At 72.8% G+C, this 19,969-nt stretch carries 16 protein-coding genes, 2 tRNA genes and 1 pseudogene; 18 read left to right on the top strand and 1 reads right to left on the bottom strand.

All coding sequences use genetic code 11. The annotated features are described in order from the left end of the window. The first annotated feature begins 60 nt into the window (after positions 1-60). From M4D82_RS11805 to M4D82_RS11790, 4 genes are all read left to right on the top strand, one after another. Entirely contained in the window at positions 61-456 is a 396-nt protein-coding gene (locus M4D82_RS11805) for a DUF8830 family protein (protein WP_502989060.1), read from the top strand. Between the two features lie 694 nt (positions 457-1,150). Continuing rightward, positions 1,151-2,434: a glutamate-5-semialdehyde dehydrogenase gene (locus tag M4D82_RS11800; RefSeq protein WP_249766008.1), complete on the top strand. Its 1,284-nt coding sequence runs from the start codon at positions 1,151-1,153 to the stop codon at positions 2,432-2,434. Between the two features lie 76 nt (positions 2,435-2,510). Further along, positions 2,511-3,050, top strand: a complete 540-nt coding sequence (locus M4D82_RS11795; protein WP_249766007.1) for an SCO2584 family spore wall biosynthesis protein — start codon at positions 2,511-2,513, stop codon at positions 3,048-3,050. 68 nt (positions 3,051-3,118) lie between these two features. Beyond that, the gene (locus M4D82_RS11790) at positions 3,119-4,333 is read left to right on the top strand and encodes an SCO2583 family membrane protein (protein WP_249766006.1); all 1,215 of its coding nucleotides are present in this window, start codon (positions 3,119-3,121) and stop codon (positions 4,331-4,333) included. Here M4D82_RS11790 and M4D82_RS11785 read toward each other — a convergent pair. Further along, positions 4,317-5,444: a M48 family metallopeptidase gene (locus M4D82_RS11785; RefSeq protein WP_249766005.1), complete on the bottom strand. Its 1,128-nt coding sequence runs from the start codon at positions 5,442-5,444 to the stop codon at positions 4,317-4,319. The two genes, M4D82_RS11790 and M4D82_RS11785, sit on opposite strands and share 17 nt — an antisense overlap. A gap of 142 nt (positions 5,445-5,586) precedes the next feature. On the opposite strand from M4D82_RS11785, the gene M4D82_RS11780 reads away from it, so the two are divergent. The 14 genes and pseudogenes from M4D82_RS11780 to M4D82_RS11715 all read left to right on the top strand — a co-directional run bounded on the left by M4D82_RS11780 (position 5,587) and on the right by M4D82_RS11715 (position 19,949). Then, complete coding sequence (locus tag M4D82_RS11780; protein WP_249766004.1) at positions 5,587-5,754, top strand: hypothetical protein; 168 nt, start codon at positions 5,587-5,589, stop codon at positions 5,752-5,754. 86 nt (positions 5,755-5,840) lie between these two features. Continuing rightward, positions 5,841-6,458 carry a nicotinate-nucleotide adenylyltransferase gene (nadD, locus tag M4D82_RS11775; protein WP_249766003.1) on the top strand — a complete coding sequence of 206 codons (618 nt, stop codon included), beginning with the start codon at positions 5,841-5,843 and terminating at the stop codon, positions 6,456-6,458. A 24-nt stretch (positions 6,459-6,482) separates the two neighbouring features. Continuing rightward, on the top strand, positions 6,483-8,171 hold the full coding sequence (locus tag M4D82_RS11770) for an LCP family protein (protein ID WP_249766002.1): 1,689 nt from the start codon (positions 6,483-6,485) through the stop codon (positions 8,169-8,171). A gap of 151 nt (positions 8,172-8,322) precedes the next feature. Then, positions 8,323-8,769, top strand: a complete 447-nt coding sequence (gene rsfS / locus M4D82_RS11765; RefSeq protein WP_030008628.1) for a ribosome silencing factor — start codon at positions 8,323-8,325, stop codon at positions 8,767-8,769. Further along, on the top strand, positions 8,766-9,440 hold the full coding sequence (locus M4D82_RS11760; RefSeq protein WP_249771711.1) for a histidine phosphatase family protein: 675 nt from the start codon (positions 8,766-8,768) through the stop codon (positions 9,438-9,440). Before rsfS ends, M4D82_RS11760 begins: the two co-directional genes overlap by 4 nt. A gap of 150 nt (positions 9,441-9,590) precedes the next feature. Then, positions 9,591-9,663, top strand: a tRNA-Ala gene (locus M4D82_RS11755). 142 nt (positions 9,664-9,805) lie between these two features. Then, on the top strand, positions 9,806-10,039 hold the full coding sequence (locus tag M4D82_RS11750; protein WP_249766001.1) for a hypothetical protein: 234 nt from the start codon (positions 9,806-9,808) through the stop codon (positions 10,037-10,039). Positions 10,040-10,246: 207 nt separating this feature from the next. Then, positions 10,247-10,319, top strand: a tRNA-Ala gene (locus M4D82_RS11745). Positions 10,320-10,566: 247 nt separating this feature from the next. Next, entirely contained in the window at positions 10,567-13,437 is a 2,871-nt protein-coding gene (leuS, locus tag M4D82_RS11740) for a leucine--tRNA ligase (RefSeq protein ID WP_249766000.1), read from the top strand. A gap of 153 nt (positions 13,438-13,590) precedes the next feature. After that, positions 13,591-14,412, top strand: coding sequence for a hypothetical protein (locus M4D82_RS11735; protein ID WP_249765999.1), 822 nt, complete (start codon positions 13,591-13,593; stop codon positions 14,410-14,412). Positions 14,413-14,501: 89 nt separating this feature from the next. After that, positions 14,502-15,347: a DegV family protein gene (locus tag M4D82_RS11730; protein WP_249765998.1), complete on the top strand. Its 846-nt coding sequence runs from the start codon at positions 14,502-14,504 to the stop codon at positions 15,345-15,347. Between the two features lie 139 nt (positions 15,348-15,486). Further along, positions 15,487-16,476, top strand: a complete 990-nt coding sequence (locus M4D82_RS11725) for a ComEA family DNA-binding protein (RefSeq protein WP_249765997.1) — start codon at positions 15,487-15,489, stop codon at positions 16,474-16,476. A gap of 670 nt (positions 16,477-17,146) precedes the next feature. Continuing rightward, a pseudogene (locus M4D82_RS34290) lies at positions 17,147-18,682 on the top strand (ComEC/Rec2 family competence protein); the annotation flags it as partial. Between the two features lie 406 nt (positions 18,683-19,088). After that, positions 19,089-19,949, top strand: a complete 861-nt coding sequence (locus M4D82_RS11715; RefSeq protein WP_249771709.1) for a YceI family protein — start codon at positions 19,089-19,091, stop codon at positions 19,947-19,949. Positions 19,950-19,969 lie beyond the last annotated feature (20 nt).

Genomic DNA, 19,969 nt, shown 5'->3' with positions numbered 1-19,969 from the left:
GGTCAACTGTGAGGGGCGGACACGCGTAGCGCAGACAGGAGGCGGCTGGTGAGACGAGCGCTGACCAGCGTCGGCACGGGGGACGGTGGCGAGGGGCGGGGCCACGTCCCCGACGTCTCCCGGCTCTGGCACGTGACCCTCAGCGTGTCCGGCAAGCCGGCTCCGCTGTCCGAGGTCCGACGCGGACTGGAACAACTGGCCCACGACCACCCCTTCCTCCTCACCAGCCGGTACGCCGACGACCACGCGGAGATCCGGTACTGGGAGGAGGCCCGCGACCTCCACGACGCCGCCGCCGTCGCGCTGCGCCTGTGGGGCGAACACCGCTCGTCGGCGCAGCTCCCGCCGTGGGAGATCGTCGGCCTGGAGGTCATCGACCGCGCCACCTACCACCAACGAGTAGCGGAGGGCTACGGCCCACCCCCAGCCCACCCGGTGGGCGTGCATCCCTATTAGACGCGCCGCGCTGTGCCCTTTCGACGCGCCGCTCGCGCGGCTCGGCCCTGGCGGGCCACGCCTTCTTCACGCGCCGCTCGCGCGGCTCGGCCCTGGCGGGCCTCCCCGGCTTCGCGCCGCTGCGCCGGACTCCGTCCGTCGACCTGCCGGGCGGGGTCGGGGCCGTGGCCGGGGTCCGTCGTCGGGTTTGCCGCTGCGCGGTGCGGCCCCCTACCCGCCCTTCCACCGTTCCCGCCTCGAACGCCGGCGCGGCTGAAAGGCGGGGCTGGGCCCGTGCCCGCCTTGAACGTTGGCGGGGCTCAAAGGCGGCCGGGCTCGTGCCCGCCTCGAACGTTGGCGGGGGTGAATGGCGGGGCTGGGTCCGTGCCCGCCTCGAACGTCGGCGGGGCTCAAAGGGCGGGGCTGGGTCCGTGCCACCTCGAACGTCGGCGGGGCTCAAAGGCGGGGCCGCGCCCGCGCCTGGATCGCCGGCAAGCGGGAGAGGCATCATCCAGCCTCGCCGGCGTTTGAGGCGCGGGGTCTGGGGCGGAGCCCCAGGGGTTCAGCCCGGCCGGCGTTTGAGGCGTGGGGTCCGGGCGGGAGGCAGGGCCGGGTGGTGGCGGCTCGGCTTGGGTGTGGGCGTGGCGGGGCCGGGGGTGTCTCGGGGGGTGGAATCCCGGTGGGGCGGGGGCGGGCGGGGATTACCCTGGGCCGCATGACCTCGCTCGACGACGCCACCGCCACCTCGCCCGTCCTCGCCACCGCGGCCGCCGCCCGGACCGCCGCCGCAGCCATCGCGCCGCTCCCTCGGTCCGCCAAGGACACGGCCCTGCTGGCCATCGCGGACGCGCTGGAGGCCCGTACGGCCGAGATCGTCGCCGCCAACGCCGTCGACACCGACAAGGCCCGCGCCGCCGGCACCAGCGAGACCGTCATCGACCGCCTCACCCTCACCCCCGAGCGCGTCGCCGCCATCGCCTCCGACGTCCGCGACGTCGCCGCCCTCCCCGACCCCGTCGGCGAGGTCGTCCGCGGCTCGACCCTCCCCAACGGCATCGACCTCCGCCAGATCCGCGTCCCGCTCGGCGTCGTCGGCATCATCTACGAGGCCCGCCCCAACGTCACCGTCGACGCCGCCGCCCTCTGCCTCAAGTCCGGCAACGCGGTCCTGCTGCGCGGCTCCTCCTCCGCCTACGCCTCCAACACCGCGCTCGTCGCCATCCTCCGCGACGCCGTCGAGGCCGCCGGCCTGCCCGCCGACGCGATCCAGCTCGTCCCCGGCGAGTCCCGCGACTCCGTCCGCGAGCTGATGCGCGCCCGCGGCCTCGTCGACGTCCTCATTCCGCGCGGCGGAGCCTCGCTCATCAAGACCGTGGTCGAGGAATCCATCGTTCCGGTCATCGAGACCGGTACCGGCAACTGCCACGTCTACGTCGACGCCCAGGCCGACCTCGACATGGCCGTGGACATCCTCATCAACTCCAAGGCACAGCGGCCCTCCGTCTGCAACGCGGCCGAGACCCTCCTCGTCCACCGCGACATCGCCGACGCCTTCCTGCCCCGCGCCCTCGACGCGCTCGCCGCCGCCGGCGTGACCGTCCACGGCGACGAGCGCGTCCTCGCCGCCGCCGAGGGCACCAAGGCCACCGCCCTGCCCGCCACCGACGAGGACTGGGCCGCCGAGTACCTCTCCTACGACATCGCCGCCGCCGTCGTGGACTCCCTCGACGAGGCCGTCACCCACATCCGCCGCTGGACCTCCGGCCACACCGAGGCGATCGTCACCACCTCGCAGGCCGCCGCGCGCCGCTTCACCCAGCTGGTCGACTCCACCACGGTGGCCGTGAACGCCTCCACCCGGTTCACGGACGGTGGCCAGTTCGGCTTCGGCGCCGAGATCGGCATCTCCACGCAGAAGCTGCATGCCAGGGGCCCCATGGGCCTCCCGGAGCTCACCTCCACCAAGTACATCGTCACCGGTGACGGTCACATCCGGTAACCCCCAGACGAACACCGTGTGGCCGGATCCGGCGCACACCCTGCCCAAAGCCGCCCCCCAGGTCTACGCTGGTCTCGTGCCGGACGACGTGGGGGGCAAACCGTTCCCGGACGACGGGGAGCCCGACGACGACCGCGGAGGCGCGGATCAGGACTTCGCCTCCGTGGTGTTCGACGAGGACTTCGTCCGGAACGCCGAGATCCATGAACCGAGCGCGGCCGAACGCCGGCGCGCCGCGGACCGCGCCCGCGCGGAGGCCGAGGCCGCCCGCGTCGCCGGCGGCTGGGCCGGGGACGACGACTACGGTCCCGCCGACGGCTACGGACTCGACGACCCCGGCTGGGAAGCCGGCCACTACGGCTACGGCTATGCCGAAGGCCCGTACGGCGCCTACGGCGGCAGCCTGCGCCCCTACCGCGGCCGCTCACCCTGGCTGCGCCCGGTCGCCTGGGTGCTCGCCGTCGTGATGGGCCTCGGCATGGTCGCCCTCGCCTTCAGCGCCGTCTACCGCAGCGCGGCCGGTGAGAGGGACCCCGCGCCCGCCCCCGCCAGTACTCCGCTCAGGGAAGTCACCGGCGTCGGCGCGTTTACGTACCCCGTCGGCCGCCAACCCTGAAAGTACGACCCCACGCGCCCGAGCCGGAGCTGGGGGCTTCTCTGAAGCGGGGACAGCGGGGAGAAGCGATGGCCGTTCCAGGAGACCCACCCAACGGCACCCCCGACGGTATGGGCGGGGGCGATGACGAACTGCGCCCGGACGAGTACCGGTCCGTGGTGTTCGACGAGGACTTCGTCCGCGCTGCCCGACTCCAGGAGTACTCCGCCCAGGAACGCATGGGCGAACACGCCCGCGCCGTCCGCAGCCGTTCCCTCTGGTCGGGCTCCGGAACCGCCGGTCGCGGCGGTACGGGAACCCCCAGCCGCGGCGCCCGACAGGGCCTGCTCCTCGTCCTGCTCATCGCCGCCGCCTTCGCGGTCGCCGTCTACATGGGCCTGCGCAACCCCTACATGCCGCCACCGGCCGACGGCGCCGCGCAACCGCTCGTCAGCACCGTCGTCCCCCTGGCCCCGACCCAGACCGTCCCCGGCGGGCGGCCCGTCGACCTCTACGCGAACAGCCCCGCCGCCGAGTACCGGATCGGGGCGGCCGGCATCACCCTCCCGGCCGCGCGCCGCACCCACCACTTCACGGAGAGCCAGGTCGTCGCCGCGCTGACCATCACCAAGGACTACCTGGTCCAGTCCTCCCTGGACCCGGACGTCCTGTCCGCCACCGCCTCCCGACCCGTGCGGGTCCTGCTCGACCCCGGCCAGCTCCGCCAGTTCGACGAGAGCATGGCCGCGCCCGCCGGCGACGGTCGGTACGCCGCCACCGGCTGGCTCGTCCGCTTCGACCCGGAGACCGCCGTCGTCGCCGACTCGCGCGTGCGGGTCAACGGCACCCTCACCGTCGAGGAGCTGAACGGGGAGGTGCTGGAGGTCAGGAGCGACCACACCTTCGTGTACGCCGTGCGCCCGGCCTCCGGCGCGCCCGCCGCCGACGGGGCCTCGCTCTTCACCGTCCGCCGCGAGCTGCGGCTGCGCTTCGACCGGGCTGACCTCAATGCCCGCCGCGCCGAGCTGGTCACCGCCTACGTGATAGCCGGGCCGCAGGCCTGCTCCGCCGACCCGTCGGCGGCCTTCCGGCCGCTCCTCGCCGGAGCCGCGCCCACCACCGTCGGCCCGCCGGCGAGCGACCCGTACGCGGGCGGCCACCCCAGGCGCACCGCCGGGCTGTGCGGCGTACTGGCCCCGACCGGGGCGACGACCGGGGAGCACACCGCCTCGCCGTCCGCGCCGCCGAGCGCCCGTACGCCGTCGCCGCCGGCGGCCGGCTCCTCCGTCAGCCCCGCTCCGTAGCCCCCGCGGCCCCCGGACTGTCGCCGCCCGTGCCCGTGCCGCCCGTGCCGTCCTTGCCGCCCGGCGCGGACCCGGCCCCGGCTCCCGTTCCCGCTCCGGTGAACCGGTCGCGCAGTCTGCCGCCCAGGTCGCCCGCGCCACCGGCGATGTCACCGACCAGCTTCATCAGGGGATCCCTGCTGGTGCGCACCGACTCCGCGTAGTGCGAGGCGGACTGCCGGAAGGAGTCGGTCACGGAGGTCTCCTTGTCCTCCTCCCGGCGCGGGTAGTGGCCGTCCATGATCCGCTGGAAGTCCCGGTTCTGGGACCACTTCTTCAGCTCGGCGGCCCGCACGGTGGTGAAGGGGTGCGTCCTGGGCAGCATGTTGAGGATCTTCAGCACCGAGTCGCGCAGGTCACCGCTCTCCTCGTACTCCTCGGCCTGCGCCAGGAACGCGTCCACGTTCATCTCGTGCAGGTGGTTGCCGCCGGCGATCTTCATCAGCCCCCGCATCGAGGCGTTGACGTCCTGCCCCACCAGCAGCCCCGCCCGGTCCGCGGACAGCTCCGACTTGCGGAACCACTCCCGCAGCGCCGTGACGATCGCCATGATCGCCACATTGCCGAGCGGGATCCACGCCACCTTGAGCGCCAGCGACGTCAGGAACAGCAGGACGGTGCGGTACACGGAGTGCCCCGACAGGGCGTGGCCCACCTCGTGGCCCACCACCGCCCGCATCTCCTCCTCGTCGAGGAGCTCCACCAACCCGGTCGTGACCACGATGATCGGCTCGTCCAACCCGATGCACATGGCGTTCGGCTTGGGATCCTGCTGCACATACATCTGGGGGACCTTCTCCAGGTCCAGGATGTAGCAGGCGTCCCGCAGCATCTCGTGCAGGTGGGGGAACTGCGTCTCGCCCACGCGCACCGAATCCGACAGGAACAGCAGCCGCAGGCTGCGCTCCGGGACCAGCCCGCTCAGGGTCTTGAACACCGTGTCGAACCCGGCCAGCCTGCGCAGCGCCACCAGCGCCGAGCGGTCCGCCGGGTGTTCGTACGCCCGCGAGGAGATACCGGGGAACCTCCTGCGGTTCCGCGCCGGTACCTTCTCGAATCCGGTGTCCGCCATAGCGCCCTCCCCCTTGATCGACCCTGTGTCGTGTTGCGTCTATCCTCTCCAACGCCTGAGTCGGCGTGAGCGTGCCCCAGGCCCCCGCATACGATGTGAGCGAAGTCTCCGCTCGCTCCCCGACTCGATAGGTACCTGCCTGATGAGCCTCCCCACCGCCGCCCACAACCTGGTCCTTCTCGCCTCCGAGGGCGCCGGGCAGCACGGCGGCAACCACGACAGCCTGAACCCGTACCTGACCGGTGGCGGCGCGCTGGTCATCCTGCTTCTGATGCTCTGGGTGACCACGCGTCTGAACCGCGACCGCTAGGACCCCGGCGGAAGACCCGGTGGCGAAACCCTCCTTTCGGGTCCGCCCCCCGTGCACGTGCCACCGGGCCAGTAGGCTCTGCGCTCATGGGAGAGCAGGAGATGCCTACGGGCCCGGTCAAGCGCCGGCTCGGCGTGATGGGCGGGACGTTCGACCCGATCCACCACGGACACCTGGTGGCCGCCAGCGAGGTGGCCGCCCTTTTCCACCTCGACGAGGTGGTGTTCGTACCGACGGGCGAACCGTGGCAGAAGTCCCAGCGGGCCGTGTCGCCCGCCGAGGACCGCTATCTGATGACGGTCATCGCCACGGCCTCGAACCCCCAGTTCTCGGTGAGCCGCATCGACATCGACCGCGGCGGCCCCACCTACACGATCGACACCCTGCGGGATCTGAGCGCGCTCAACGACGACGCCGACCTGTTCTTCATCACCGGTGCCGACGCCCTCGCCCAGATCCTGACCTGGCGGAACGCGGACGAGCTGTTCTCCCTCGCCCACTTCATCGGAGTGACCCGGCCGGGCCACGTACTCACCGACGACGGCCTGCCCGAGGGCGGCGTCTCCCTGGTCGAGGTCCCCGCGCTGGCGATCTCCTCCACCGACTGCCGCGCCCGCGTGGCCGAGGGCGATCCCGTCTGGTACCTGGTGCCCGACGGCGTGGTGCGCTACATCGACAAGCGTGAGCTGTACCGGGGCGCCTGAGCTTCCGGAAGAGAGGGGCCCGCGGTGAACGACCCACAGGATCCTTACGACCCGTACGCCGACCAGGGGCAGCAGCTCATCGGCTACGACCCGTACGGCAGACCGGTCTACGCCCCCGCGCCCGCGCAGCATCAGCAGTACGAGCAACAGCAGCAACCGCCGCAACAGCAGCCGTACGAGTACGGCAACCCGCAGCAGCAGTACCAGCAGCCCTACGAATACCCCCAGACGGCGCCCCAGACCACCGCCCAGGGGTACGCGTACCCACAGGCCCAAGCCCAAGCCCAAGCCCAGGCCCAGGCCCAGGCCCAAGCACAGGCCCAGCAGTGGATCCCGCAGCAGGCCGCCCCCGCGCCGCAACCGCCCCACCCCGAACCGCCGGCCGCCGCCCCGGTGCCCGAACCGCGCCGGGAGTTCCCGACCGAACGGGACCGGCCGCAGCCGGCGACGGAGCGCGACTACCGCACCGAACAGTTCTCCTTCATCGACCAGCCGGACGAGGACTCCGAGGTCATCGACTGGCTCGCCTTCACCGAGAGTCGCACCGAGCGCCGCGAGGAGGCCCGCCGGCGCGGCCGCAACCGGGGCGTCGCCCTCGTCGTCACCCTGGCCCTGTTCGTCGTCGGCGGCGCCGGCTACCTCTGGTACGCGGGCAAGCTGCCGTTCCTCGACGGCCCCGGAGCGAAGCAGGGCCCGGCGGCGACGGCCGGCGAACAGAAGCGCGACATGATCGTCGTCCACCTGCGCAACACCAAGCGGGGCGGCAGCTCCACCGCGCTCCTCGTGGACAACGTCACCACCCGCCAGGGCGCCACCGTCCTGCTGCCCAACAACCTGAACGTCCCCGGCCAGGACGGCGTCGGCAGCCCGCTCGGCAAGGCCGTCGACGCCGGCGCCCTCGGCACCCGCGAATCCCTCGACACCGTGCTCGGCACCCACATCGGCGGCACCTGGCGCCTCGACACCCCCTTCCTGGAGCGCCTCGTCGACCTGGTCGGCGGCGTCGAGACCGACACCGACACCGCCGTCCCCGCCGACGACCAGGCCAAGACCCCGGCCGTCGCACAAGGCCCCAAGCAGAGCCTGACCGGCGCGATGGCCGTCGCCTACGCCACCCACCGGGCCCCGGGCGAACCGGAGGCCAGGCAGCTGGAGCGGACCGGCAGGGTGCTCCTCGCCGTGCTGCGCAAGATCCCCGGCGACCCGAAGGCGGCGGCCACGACCGTCGAGAGCATGGGCCAGATCCTCGACCCCGGCCTGGACGCCCAGAACCTCGGCGCCCTGCTCTCGCGGATCGGCGAGCACGCCAAGGTGGGCGCGTACCGCACGGAACTGCTCGCGGTGAAGACGGACGGCGGGCTCACCGACGAGACGAACAAGAAGGTGGTCAAGGAGCTGCTCGGCGGTTCCTTCACGGCGGCGCAGCCCGGGGCCGCCCTCCGCGTCGGCCTCAAGGACGCCAGCGGGGACGAGAAGACGCAGGTCGCGGCCAAGGCGGCGCTGCTCAACGCCGGCTACGGCCTGGTCGAGGGCGGCAAGGCCGACCGGACGGTCGCCGGGACGCAGATCACGTACCAGGACGACGCGCAGCGCGACCGGGCGATCGAGGTCGCCAAGACGCTGGGCGTCGCGGAGACGGCCGTGAAGAAGGCCGAGAACGCGGTGAACGCGGACGTCGTGGTGACCCTGGGCAGGGACTACAAAGCCTCCTGACCGGCGGGAGATCCCGCCCCGCAGGGCTGTGAGCAGGGGTTTCGCCCGCGCGGGACCCGGTCGCGGCCCGCGCGGCACGTTTCGCGCGGGCGGGGTCGGCGGTACATGAGACCCTTGTATGGATCTGCCCGCCAACCCGAAAGCATGGCCAGTGACCGCCACGGACCGCTCCATCGAGCTCATCACCGCCGCCGCCCAGGCCGCGGCCGACCGGCTCGCGCACGACATCATCGCGTACGACGTCAGCGACGTGCTGTCGATCACCGATGCCTTCCTGCTCGCCTCCGCGCCCAACGACCGCCAGGTCAAGTCGATCGTGGACGAGATCGAGGAGCGGCTGCTCAAGGAGCTCGGCGCCAAGCCGGTGCGCCGTGAAGGCGACCGCGACGCCCGCTGGATCCTGCTCGACTACGTCGACATCGTCGTCCACGTCCAGCACAGCGAGGAGCGCGTCTTCTACGCGCTGGAGCGCCTGTGGAAGGACTGCCCCGAGATCGAGCTCCCCGAGGACGCCAAGCTGACGATCGGCAAGGCCGAGGAGCACGCCAAGCTGCGCGAGGCGGCGGGCGACGACGAACTGGACGGTGATCTGTTCTGAGCGCGACCACCTCTGGCTCCTCCGCCCCTTCCGGCAAGACCGGCCGGAAGATCGTCCTGTGGCGCCACGGTCAGACCGCGTGGAACCTGGAGCGGCGCTTCCAGGGTTCCACGGACATCGAGCTGACCGAGACGGGCCTGGCGCAGGCGCGTCGCGCGTCGCGGCTGCTGGCCGGCCTCCGGCCCGACGCCATCGTCTCCTCCGACCTGCGGCGGGCCTCCGCCACGGCGGCCGAGCTGGCCTCCGTCACCGGCCTCGCGGTCGCGCACGACGAGGGGCTGCGCGAGACGTACGCCGGCGAGTGGCAGGGCCTGACCCACGACGAGATCCTCGCCAAGCACGGTGAGCAGTACACGGCGTGGAAGCGCGGCGAGCCCGTGCGTCGCGGCGGCGGTGAGCTGGAGACCGAGGTCGCCGACCGCGCGGCGCCCGTCGTCCTGCGGCACGCCGACCGGCTGCCCGAGGGTGGAACCCTCGTGGTCGTCAGCCACGGCGGCACCATCCGTACGACGATCGGCCGCCTGTTGGGCCTGGAGCCGTACTACTGGGAGGGTCTCGGCGGGCTCTCCAACTGCTGCTGGTCCGTCCTCGGCGAGGGCGTGCGGGGCTGGCGGCTCATGGAGCACAACGCCGGCACGCTGCCGGAGCCGGTACTCGGCGACGACGACTGACGTCGACCGACGACTGACGACGGCTGACGACGACCGAGGCCGCCGCGGGCCACCCTCGGACCCGGATTTCACTTTCCGGCTGGTCACAGGCTAGAGTTCTTCTTGTTCGCAGCGAAGAACACCGGAAACGGGGGGAACGCGGCGGAGAGCGGGGCTATAGCTCAGTTGGTAGAGCGCCTGCATGGCATGCAGGAGGTCAGGAGTTCAATTCTCCTTAGCTCCACAGTCAGGATCCCGTCCCCAACAGGGGGCGGGATCCTTCCGTTTGTCCTTTTGGGCTTGCTGACCCGGCCGGGACCGGCATGGCAGAATCGGAGCGCCGGAGGGGGACACGACGGCCCGACGCGGGAGGGAGTCGCTGACGGATGGGTGCACACCGGCGGCGGTGCGACTGGTGCGAGAACGGCACGCCGATCGTGCGGGACATGGATCCGGTCAACACCGACTACCAGTACTGGTGCGAGGAATGCGCGCGGGCGCTGATCATAAAAGGCGACCCGATCGAGACGTACCGGGAGCTGGAGGGCGAACCGATCTACGGCCGGCTGCTCGACGAGCACTGCACGCTGAAGCGGTTCTATCAGTTCGCCAGGGCGTGACCAGAAGAAGTCGTCAAGCAAGATCGAACCAGATCGAACCAGACCGAACCTGATGAAAACGGACATGGCTCGGGCTCCGCGGAAACCGATTTTTGGTCCTGGGCCATGACCGTGTAATGTTTGGGACGTCGCCAGGGGGAACCGGCAAGGGAAACCGAAGCGACAGGCGCCAAGCGCGAAGCGGTAAACGAAGTACAGAAGTAACAAGGGGCTATAGCTCAGTTGGTAGAGCGCCTGCATGGCATGCAGGAGGTCAGGAGTTCAATTCTCCTTAGCTCCACAGTGAAGAACAGGGTCACCCGGATCGGGTGGCCCTCTTCTCGTTGTGTGGAACGAGCGGGCGTCCGTCGGGGCCGCTGCGGTACCCTGACGCCATGCGTGCCGTACGCCTTCTGCTTACCGAGCCGCGCTGATCAGCACCGACCCTTCGAGAGGTCGGCATCGGCGCGGCGTCCCCTCCTGTGCGAGGGGCTTTTTCGTTTGGGCAGGCAGAGACGGCAGAGACGATCGATGGAGCTTCAGGAATCATGAGCGAGACGAACACCCCGGCCCCCGAGGCGGCCGAGGGGCACCGTTACACGGCCGCCATGGCCGCCGACATCGAGGCACGCTGGCAGGACGTATGGGACGCCGAGGGCACGTACGAGGCCCCCAACCCCTCCGGTGACCTGGCGGGCGACCCGGCGGTCGTCGCGCGGCCCAAGAAGTTCATCATGGACATGTTCCCGTACCCGTCCGGTGCGGGCCTGCACGTCGGTCACCCCCTCGGGTACATCGCCACCGACGTCTTCGCCCGCCACCAGCGGATGTCCGGCCACAACGTCCTGCACACCCTGGGCTTCGACGCCTTCGGCCTGCCGGCCGAGCAGTACGCCGTGCAGACCGGCACGCACCCGCGCGTGTCGACCGAGGCGAACATCGAGAACATGAAGGTCCAGCTGCGCCGGCTGGGCCTGGGCCACGACAAGCGCCGCTCGTTCGCGACGATCGACCCCGCGTACTACAAGTGGACCCAGTGGATCTTCCTGCAGATCTACAACTCCTACTACGACGTGGACGCGAAGAAGGCCCGCCCGATCACCGAGCTGGTCGCCGCCTTCGCCGACGGCTCCCGCGAGGTGCCCGGCGGCCGCGCCTGGACCGAACTGACCGAGGCCGAGCGCGCCGACGTGCTGAACGGCTTCCGGCTGGCCTACGCCTCCGACGCGCCCGTCAACTGGTGCCCCGGGCTGGGCACCGTCCTGGCCAACGAGGAGGTCACCGCGGACGGCCGCTCCGAGCGCGGCAACTTCCCGGTCTTCAAGTCCCGGCTGAGCCAGTGGAACATGCGCATCACCGCGTACGCCGACCGGCTGATCGACGACCTGGACGCGCTGGACTGGCCCGAGGCCATCAAGCTCCAGCAGCGCAACTGGATCGGCCGCAGCGAGGGCGCGCGCGTCGACTTCGCGCTGGGCGACGAGGCCATCACCGTCTTCACCACCCGCCCCGACACCCTGTTCGGCGCGACCTACATGGTCCTGGCGCCCGAGCACCCGCTGGTGGAGAAGTTCATCCCCGCCGCGTGGCCCGAGGGCACCCACGACGTGTGGACCGGCGGATACGCCACCCCGGCCGAGGCCGTCGCGGCGTACCGCAAGCAGGCCGCCTCGAAGTCCGACGTCGAGCGACAGGCCGAGGCCAAGGACAAGACCGGTGTCTTCACCGGCGAGTACGCGATCAACCCGGTCAGCGGCGAGAAGGTCCCCGTCTTCATCGCCGACTACGTGCTGATGGGCTACGGCACCGGCGCGATCATGGCCGTCCCGGCGCACGACAGCCGCGACTTCGAGTTCGCGCGCGCCTTCGAGCTGCCGATCCGCTGCGTCGTCCAGCCGACCGACGGGCGCGGCACCGACCCGGCCGAATGGGACGACGCGTTCGTCTCCTACGACGCCACCCTGGTGAACTCGTCCGGCGAGGGCATCTCCCTGGACGGCCTGGGCGTCGTGGAGGCCAAGGCCGCCATCACCGCCTGGCTGACGGAGCGCGGCATCGGCGAGGGCACGGTCAACTTCCGCCTGCGCGACTGGCTGTTCAGCCGCCAGCGCTACTGGGGCGAGCCCTTCCCGATCGTCTACGACGAGGACGGCGTCGCGCACCCGCTGCCCGAGTCGATGCTGCCGCTGGAACTGCCCGAGGTCGAGGACTACTCGCCGCGCACCTTCGAGCCGGACGACGCCGGCTCGAAGCCGGAGACCCCGCTGTCGCGCAACGAGGCGTGGGTCAACGTCGAACTGGACCTGGGTGACGGCCGCGGGGTGCGCTCGTACCGCCGCGAGACCAACACCATGCCGAACTGGGCCGGTTCCTGCTGGTACGAGCTGCGCTACCTGGACCCGAACAACACCTCGGCCCTGGTGGACCCGGAGATCGAGCGGTACTGGATGGGCCCGCGCGAGGGCGCTCCGCACGGCGGCGTCGACCTGTACGTCGGCGGCGCCGAGCACGCGGTGCTGCACCTGCTGTACGCACGCTTCTGGTCGAAGGTGCTGTTCGACCTGGGCCACGTCTCGTCGGCCGAGCCGTTCCACAAGCTGTTCAACCAGGGCATGATCCAGGCGTACGCCTACACCGACGCGCGCGGTGTGTACGTCCCGGCGGCCGAGGTCGAGGAGCGCGACGGCGGCTACTTCCACCAGGGTCAGCCGGTCAAGCGCGAGCACGGCAAGATGGGCAAGTCCCTGAAGAACGCCGTCACGCCCGACGAGATCTGCGAGGAGTACGGCGCGGACACGCTGCGCCTGTACGAGATGGCGATGGGCCCGCTGGACGTCTCCCGTCCGTGGGACACGCGCGCCGTGGTCGGCCAGTACCGACTGCTGCAGCGCCTGTGGCGCAACATCGTGGACGAGGAGACGGGCGCCGTCACCGTCGTCGACGGGGAGCCCGACGAGGCCACCCTGCGCGCCCTGCACAAGGCCATCGACGGGGCCGGCGCGGACATGGCGGGCCTGCGGTTCAACACCGCCATCGCCAAGATCACCGAGCTGAACAACGCCCTGACGAAGGCGGGCCGGCCGCTGGAGCGCTCCGTCGCCGAGCGACTGGTGCTGCTGATCGCCCCGCTGGCCCCGCACATCGCGGAGGAACTCTGGCACCGGCTGGGTCACACCGACTCGGTGGTCCACCAGGACTTCCCGGTCGCCGACCCGGCGTACGTCGTGGACGAGGCCGTGACGTGCGTGGTGCAGGTCAAGGGCAAGGTCAAGGCCCGCCTGGAGGTGCCCCCGAGCATCTCGGACGCGGACCTGGAGCAGCTGGCGGTCACGGACCCGGGTGTCGTGGCGGCGCTGGACGGCGCGGAGATCCGCAAGGTGATCGTGCGCGCGCCGAAGCTGGTCAACATCGTCATCTGATCCGTCCTGATCTGATCCGTCCTGTGATGATCTTCGGATCCGGCGGGGTATGAGGGTGATCCCGTACGGGCAGGTTGGGGGTTCGATTGGAACCTCCGACCTGCCCGTGGCGTTTACGGTGGAGGGAAGCAACAGGCGGAGAAGGGGAACATCATGGAGGCGGGCGTCGCTTTGATCATCTTTGCCCTGTTGGTGCTGTTCGCCTTCCTGGGGCTGGGCGCCTGGGCCACGGTGAAGGTGGTCGGTGCGGCCAAGCGGGGCGTGGACCGCACGCTGACGCAGGCCCGCCGGACCGTCGAGGACACCACCCTGAAGGCGAAGAGCTTCGGCCAGGTCGGCGTCGCGGGCGCGCTGGCGCAGCTGCGCCTGGACCTGCGGACCTCGATGCGGTCCACGCAGCAGGCCCTGTACCAGGGCGTGCGGACGGACAGCTCGCTGAAGGAGTCGATAGCCCTCTTCGAGCGGCTCAGCGCGCACGGGCACGAGCTGGACGACGAGCTGAAGCGGCTGGAGCAGGAGCCGGACCGGCAGCGGATCGCCGCGAGCCTTTCGGACCTGCGGGAGCGCGTCACCAAGATCACGGAGGCGGCCGACTCGCTGCGGTGGGCCGCGCGGGACCGGGCCCGGCAGTTCGCCGACCAGGATCTGGACGCCCTCTCGGCGCAGATCGAGGTCGAGTCGGACGCGCTGCGGGACTGGTCGCGGGAGTCGGTGGACCACCTGGCGGCCGCGGCGGCCGAGTGGGACGAGCGTCAGGCAGCCGGGGCCGCCGCTGACGGGGCGGCGCGGGGCGCGGGGGAGACGGGCGGGGCTTCGGCTGCTGGTGCCGGTGCCGGTGCCGGTGCTGCTTCGGGTTCGGCTGCTTCTTCGGGTTCGGCTTCGGCCGGTGCGGCGCGGCCCGCCGCGCTGGACCCGGCGGCGCCGGCGGCCGCCTATCCGTGGCAGAAGGCGCCCCGTCCCGAGACGACGACCTGAGGTCCGGTCCCGGGGTGGACGACCTGGGGTGACGGTGGTGGGGAAGTCCGGGCTGCCGGATCGCCCCCGGTGCCGGTAACCTCCGGCTCATGTCCCGCCATGTCGCGATCGTCACGGATTCCACGGCCTATCTGCCCCAGCCGGCGATGGCGCGGCATGGGATCACCGCCGTCCCCCTGACCGTGGTCCTGGGCGACGAGGCCCTGCAGGAGGGCACCGAGATCTCGGCGCGCAGCCTCGCGGTGGCCCTGCAGAAGCGCCGTTCGGTCACCACCTCCCGGCCGGGCCCCGAGGAGTTCGTACGGGCCTATCAGGCGGCCGTGGACGCCGGGGCCACCGGCATCGTCAGCCTGCACCTCTCCGCCGAGTTCTCCGGGACCTACGACGCCGCCGTGGTCGCGGCGAAGACGGCCGCCGTACCGGTCCGGGTGGTCGACACCGGCATGGTCGCGATGGCCCTCGGGTTCTGCGCCCTGGCCGCCGCCGAGGTGGCGGAGTCGGGCGGCTCCGTGGACGAGGCCGTGGCCGCCGCGGAGAAGCGGGCCGCCGGGATGTCGGCGTACTTCTACGTGGACACCCTCGACTACCTCCGGCGCGGCGGCCGGATCGGCGCCGCGCAGGCGCTCCTCGGCTCGGCGTTGGCCGTCAAGCCGCTGCTGACGCTGGACGGCGGGCGGATCGAGATGTTGGAGAAGGTACGGACGGCCTCCAAGGCCATCGCGCGCCTGGAGGAGCTGGCCGTCGAGCGGGCGGGCTCGGGGAGCGTCGATGTCGCGGTTCACCACCTGGCGGCCCCGGAGCGGGCGGAGAAGCTCGCCCAGCGGCTGCGGGAGCGGATCCCGGGTCTGGTCGAGCTGCACGTCAGCGAGGTCGGAGCGGTGATCGGCGCGCACACGGGGCCCGGGTTGTTGGCGGCGGTCGTGTCGCCGCGTTGAGGGGAGTCGGGTGATGGGTGGGCCCGGCCAGGGGGTGTCGGTCACCGGAATGGGTGAGGCGGTTGTCCACAACGGGTCCGCTGTCCACCGGAATTGGGGGCTCCGAGCGGGGATCGGGGAAGGCCCCTAGCGTCGGGGCATGACTCTCCGAACGCATGACTCAGCGGGCCTCTCCCAGGCTCACACCCTGTCCGACGACACCCTGTCCGACGAAGCCCTGTCCGACCACGCCGTGCCGCCCGCCGCTCTGCCGGTGGCCGGTGGCCCCGAGTGGGTGGGGGGCTCCGAGGGGCTCGCGCGGGACCGGCGGCGGGTGCGCTCGTGGTCCCGGGGCAGGCCCGACCCCGAGGTGGTGCGGCGGCGTGCCGAGGCGCTGTTGGGCGGGGGTGTTCCGCCGCCTGTCGCGCGGGAGCGGGAGGACGCCCCGGCGGAGCGGGAGGCCGTGGCCGCGCCGGGGGTGGGGGGTTCGGCCGCGCTGAGGTTGGCCGTACGGGAGCGGTTGCCGGTGTGGGTGCAGGCCCGCTGCGGGGTGGAGCCGCGCACGGTGGCCGCCGTCACGGTGGTGCTGGTGGTGGCGGTCGGTTTCGCCGCCCAACAGTTCTGGTCGGCCCGGCCCGTGCCGGTGACCGCGCCCGCCGTCGTCGCCCCCGCGGCCGTCGCGCCGGCCACGGCTTCGGCTTCCGCTCCGGCTCAGGGCGCCCGGATCGTGGTGGACGTCGGCGGCAAGGTCCGGGAGCCCGGCGTGCGGCGATTGCCCGGCGGCTCGCGGGTGGAGGACGCGCTGGCGGCGGCCGGGGGAGTGCGGCCCGGTACGGACACCACCGGGCTCAACCGGGCCCGGGTGCTGGTCGACGGCGAACAGGTGCTGGTGGGGGTCACCCCGCAGCCGCCGCCTCCCGGGGGCGGTGGCGGGGGGCCCGGAGCCGGCGCGGGGGCCGGGCCGCTGAGCCTGGCCAGTGCGACCGTCGAGCAGTTGGACGGGCTTCCCGGGGTCGGTCCGGTGCTCGCCCGGCACATCGTGGAGTTCCGCACGGCGCGGGGCGGGTTCCGGTCCGTGGAGGAACTGCGGCAGGTCCAGGGGATCGGCGAGCGGCGGTTCGCCGAGCTGCGAGAGCTGGTGCGGCCGTGAGCGGATCTGAGGAGGCGGCGGTCGGGGGCGCGGGCGTCGCGGGCGTCTCGGGGGTCGCGGGGGTCGGGCCTGAGGGGGTCGTGCCGGAAGGGGCCGGGTCGGAGGAGGCCGGGCCGGTGGATCTGCGGCTCGCGGTGCCGGCCGGGGCGGCCTGGGCTGCCGCCGCGCTCGCGTTGGGGGCGCCGGGCGGGTGGACCGCCGTCGGGGTGGGGCTCGCGGTGGTCGCGGCGGGGTGCTGCTGCTCGCCGGCTGTCGCCGCCGCAGCCCCTGTGGCAGGTCGGTACGGCCGCGGCCGGCGCCCTGTTGTGCGCGGCCGCCGGGGCGGGGGTGGCCGGGCTGGAGCGGGCCGAGGCGCGGGCGGGGCCCGTGGTGGGGTTGGCCCGGCAGCACGCCCGGGTGCTCGTGGAACTCACCGTCGGCTCCGACCCCCGAGCCACCCGGGGTGGGACCGGGCCGCCGATGGTGGTGCTGGACGCGGTGGTGACCGGGGTGAGCGGGCCCGACGGGGCGCGGACCCGGACCGTGACGCCGGTACGGGTGCTGGCCGCGCATCCGGGCTGGGCCGGGCTGCCGCCGTCCACCCGGGTCGAGGTCGTCGCCGCCCTGGCTCCGACGGAGGGCGGGGAGCGGGCCGTGGCGCTGGTCCGCCCGGCGGGGACGCGCCGCCCGGGTGACGGGCGGCCCCGACGCCGCCCAGCGGGTCGCCGGGACCCTGCGGGCGGGGCTGCGGGAGGCCGTCCGGGGGCTCGCGCCCGACGCGCGGGCGCTGCTGCCCGGCCTGGTGGTCGGGGACACCTCCGGGGTGCCGGCCGACCTGCGCGAGGCGTTCAGGGCCACCGACCTGCTGCACCTGTTGGCCGTCTCCGGTTCCAACCTCACCGTGGTGCTCTACCTGTTGATCGGGCCCCCGGCCCGTGCGCGGCTGGTCGAGCGCGGGGGGCTCGCGCCCCGACTGGGGCTGTCGTTGAGGGTCACGGCCCTGTGCGGGGCGGCGCTCACGCTGGGGTTCGTCGTCGTGTGCCGGCCCGAGCCGAGTGTGTTGCGCGCCGCAGCCTGCGGGGCGATCACCCTGCTGGCGCTGGGTACCGGTCGGCGCAGGTCCCTCGTCCCGGCGCTGGCCGGGGCGGTGCTGCTGCTCGTGCTCTACGAGCCGTGGTTGGCCCGGAGCTACGGATTCCTGCTGTCGGTGCTGGCCACCGGGGCTCTGCTCACGCTGGGACCCCGGTGGAGCGCGGCGCTGCGGCGGCGGGGGATGCGGCCGCGCCTGGCCGACGCGCTCGGGGCGGCCGCGGCCGCTCAGGCGGTGTGCGCGCCCGTGGTGGTGGTGCTCTCCGCCCGGGTGAGTCTCGTCGCGGTGCCGTGCAACCTGCTGGCGGAACTCGCGGCGGGACCCGCCACGGTGCTGGGCTTCGCGGCGCTCGCCGCGGCGCCGCTGTGCATGCCGGTGGCGCGGGCGCTCGCCTGGTGCGCGGGGTGCCGGCCGGGTGGATCGCCGCCGTGGCGCGGGCGGGGCCGGGCTGCCGGGGCGGAGGTCCCCTGGCCCGGCGGGCTCACGGGCGGGCTGCTGTTGGGCGGGGTCACGGTGGTCCTCGTAGGGCTCGCGGCGCGGTTCGGCCGGCGGCGTGCCGCCTGCGCGGCCGTGGCGGTGCTGCTGCTGGTCGCCGTCCTGCGGCCGCCGCAGCTCACCCGCGCGCTCACCGGCTGGCCGCCGCCCGACTGGAGCTACGTCCAGTGCGCCGTGGGCCAGGGGGACGCGGCCGTGCTCGCCGTCGCACCCGGCACCGCCGTCGTGGTCGACACCGGGCCGGACCCCGGTCCCGTGGACTCCTGCCTGCGCGCCCTCGGCGTCCTGCGGGTCCCACTGCTCCTGCTGACGCACTTCCACGCCGATCACGTCGGAGGCCTTGCGGGGGTGTTGCGGGGCCGGTCCGTGGGTGTGATTCAAACCACCACCATGGAGGAGCCGCCCGCGCGGGCGCGGTCCGTGCGGCGGACGGCGGCGGCCGCCGGGGTGCCGGTCGTACCGGCGCTCGCCGGCGAGCGCCGGCAGGTCGGGCGACTGGCCTGGCAGGTGTTGTGGCCCACGGCGGGCGGGCCGGCGCCGCAGGGGCCCAACGACGCGAGCGTCGCCCTGCTGGTGCGCACGTCGGGCGTGACGCTGCTCCTCCTCGGGGACCTCGAACCTCCCTCCCAACAGGCCTTGCTGGAAGGCCATCCGGAGCTGGGGCCGGTGGACGTCCTCAAGGTCGCCCACCACGGTTCGGCCCACCAGGACCCCGGCCTCCAGGACCGGATCCGGTCCCGGATCGCGATCGTTCCCGTGGGCGCGGACAACCGTTACGGGCACCCCGCCCCGCGCACCGTCGGCCGGCTCAGGGACCGGGGGACGGCCGTGCTGCGCACCGACACGGACGGCTCCGTGGCCATCGCCGGCAGCGGCTCGGGGTTGCGCGCCTTCCCGGCCGGGCGGCGCCGGCGGCCTCCGGGGCATACCGGGCGCGACCCTTCTGTTTGCCCGCAACCCGACAGCATGATCGAATGCGTCGTCGCCGGAACGGTCCAAGTCCACACAGCACGGGGGTGCATCAGCCATGTTCGGTCGCCGACGGGGGATGGAGACGGCCGGGGGCGCCGGCTCGCAGACATCCGCCACTCTGACGTTGCCGCCCACGGCGCGGCTGTTGAGCTGTCGGGTGCTCGACACGGTCCATCAGCCGGTCCGCCAGGCGAAGTTCGAGGTGACCGACCCGATCGGCAGACGGGTCGTCAGCGGGGAGACCGACCCGTACGGCGGCTTCACGGCCGCCCTGCCGGAGGGGGAGTACCGGCTGTCCGTCACCGCCGAGGGCTACGCGCCGTTCCACGGGGCGACGCTCGTCGGGGACCCGGCGCAGCCCGGCACCGCCGAGATCATCCTCGACGCGGTGGAGCCGCCGCTGCTGCCGGCGCCGGGTCACTGGGAGCTCGACCCGACGCATTCGTCGATCGCCTTCACCGCCCGCCACATCGGCTTCGCCCGGATCCACGGCAGGTTCGCCACCTTCGCCGGCGCGGTGCGGATCGCGGAACGCATGGAGGACTCCTCCATGCACGTGATCATCGACGCGGCGAGCATCGACACCGGTCTGCGGCTGCGGGACGACCACCTGCGCTCCGCGGACTTCCTCGACGCGGCCCGCCACCCGACGGTGGAGTTCTACAGCGAGCGGTTCATCCACCGCAGCGGCAGCCGTTGGGCCGTCGCGGGCGCCCTCACCCTCCACGGCGTCAGCCGTTCCGTCACCCTGGACACCCAGTACCTGGGGCACGGCACGGGCCTGGAGGGCGAACCGAGGGCGGCCTGCCGTGCGACGGCCGAACTGCACCGCGAGGACTTCGCGCTGAACTGGCAGTCCGTGCTGGCGCACGGTGTCGCGGCGATCGGGTCGAGCGTGGAAGTGGCGTTGGACGTACAGATCGTCCACAAGGCCTGACGAGCCGCCGGGGCCCTGGG

It is taken from the genome of Streptomyces sp. RerS4, assembly GCF_023515955.1.
Lineage (GTDB): Bacteria > Actinomycetota > Actinomycetes > Streptomycetales > Streptomycetaceae > Streptomyces.
This window is presented reverse-complemented; position numbering and strand designations above follow the sequence as displayed.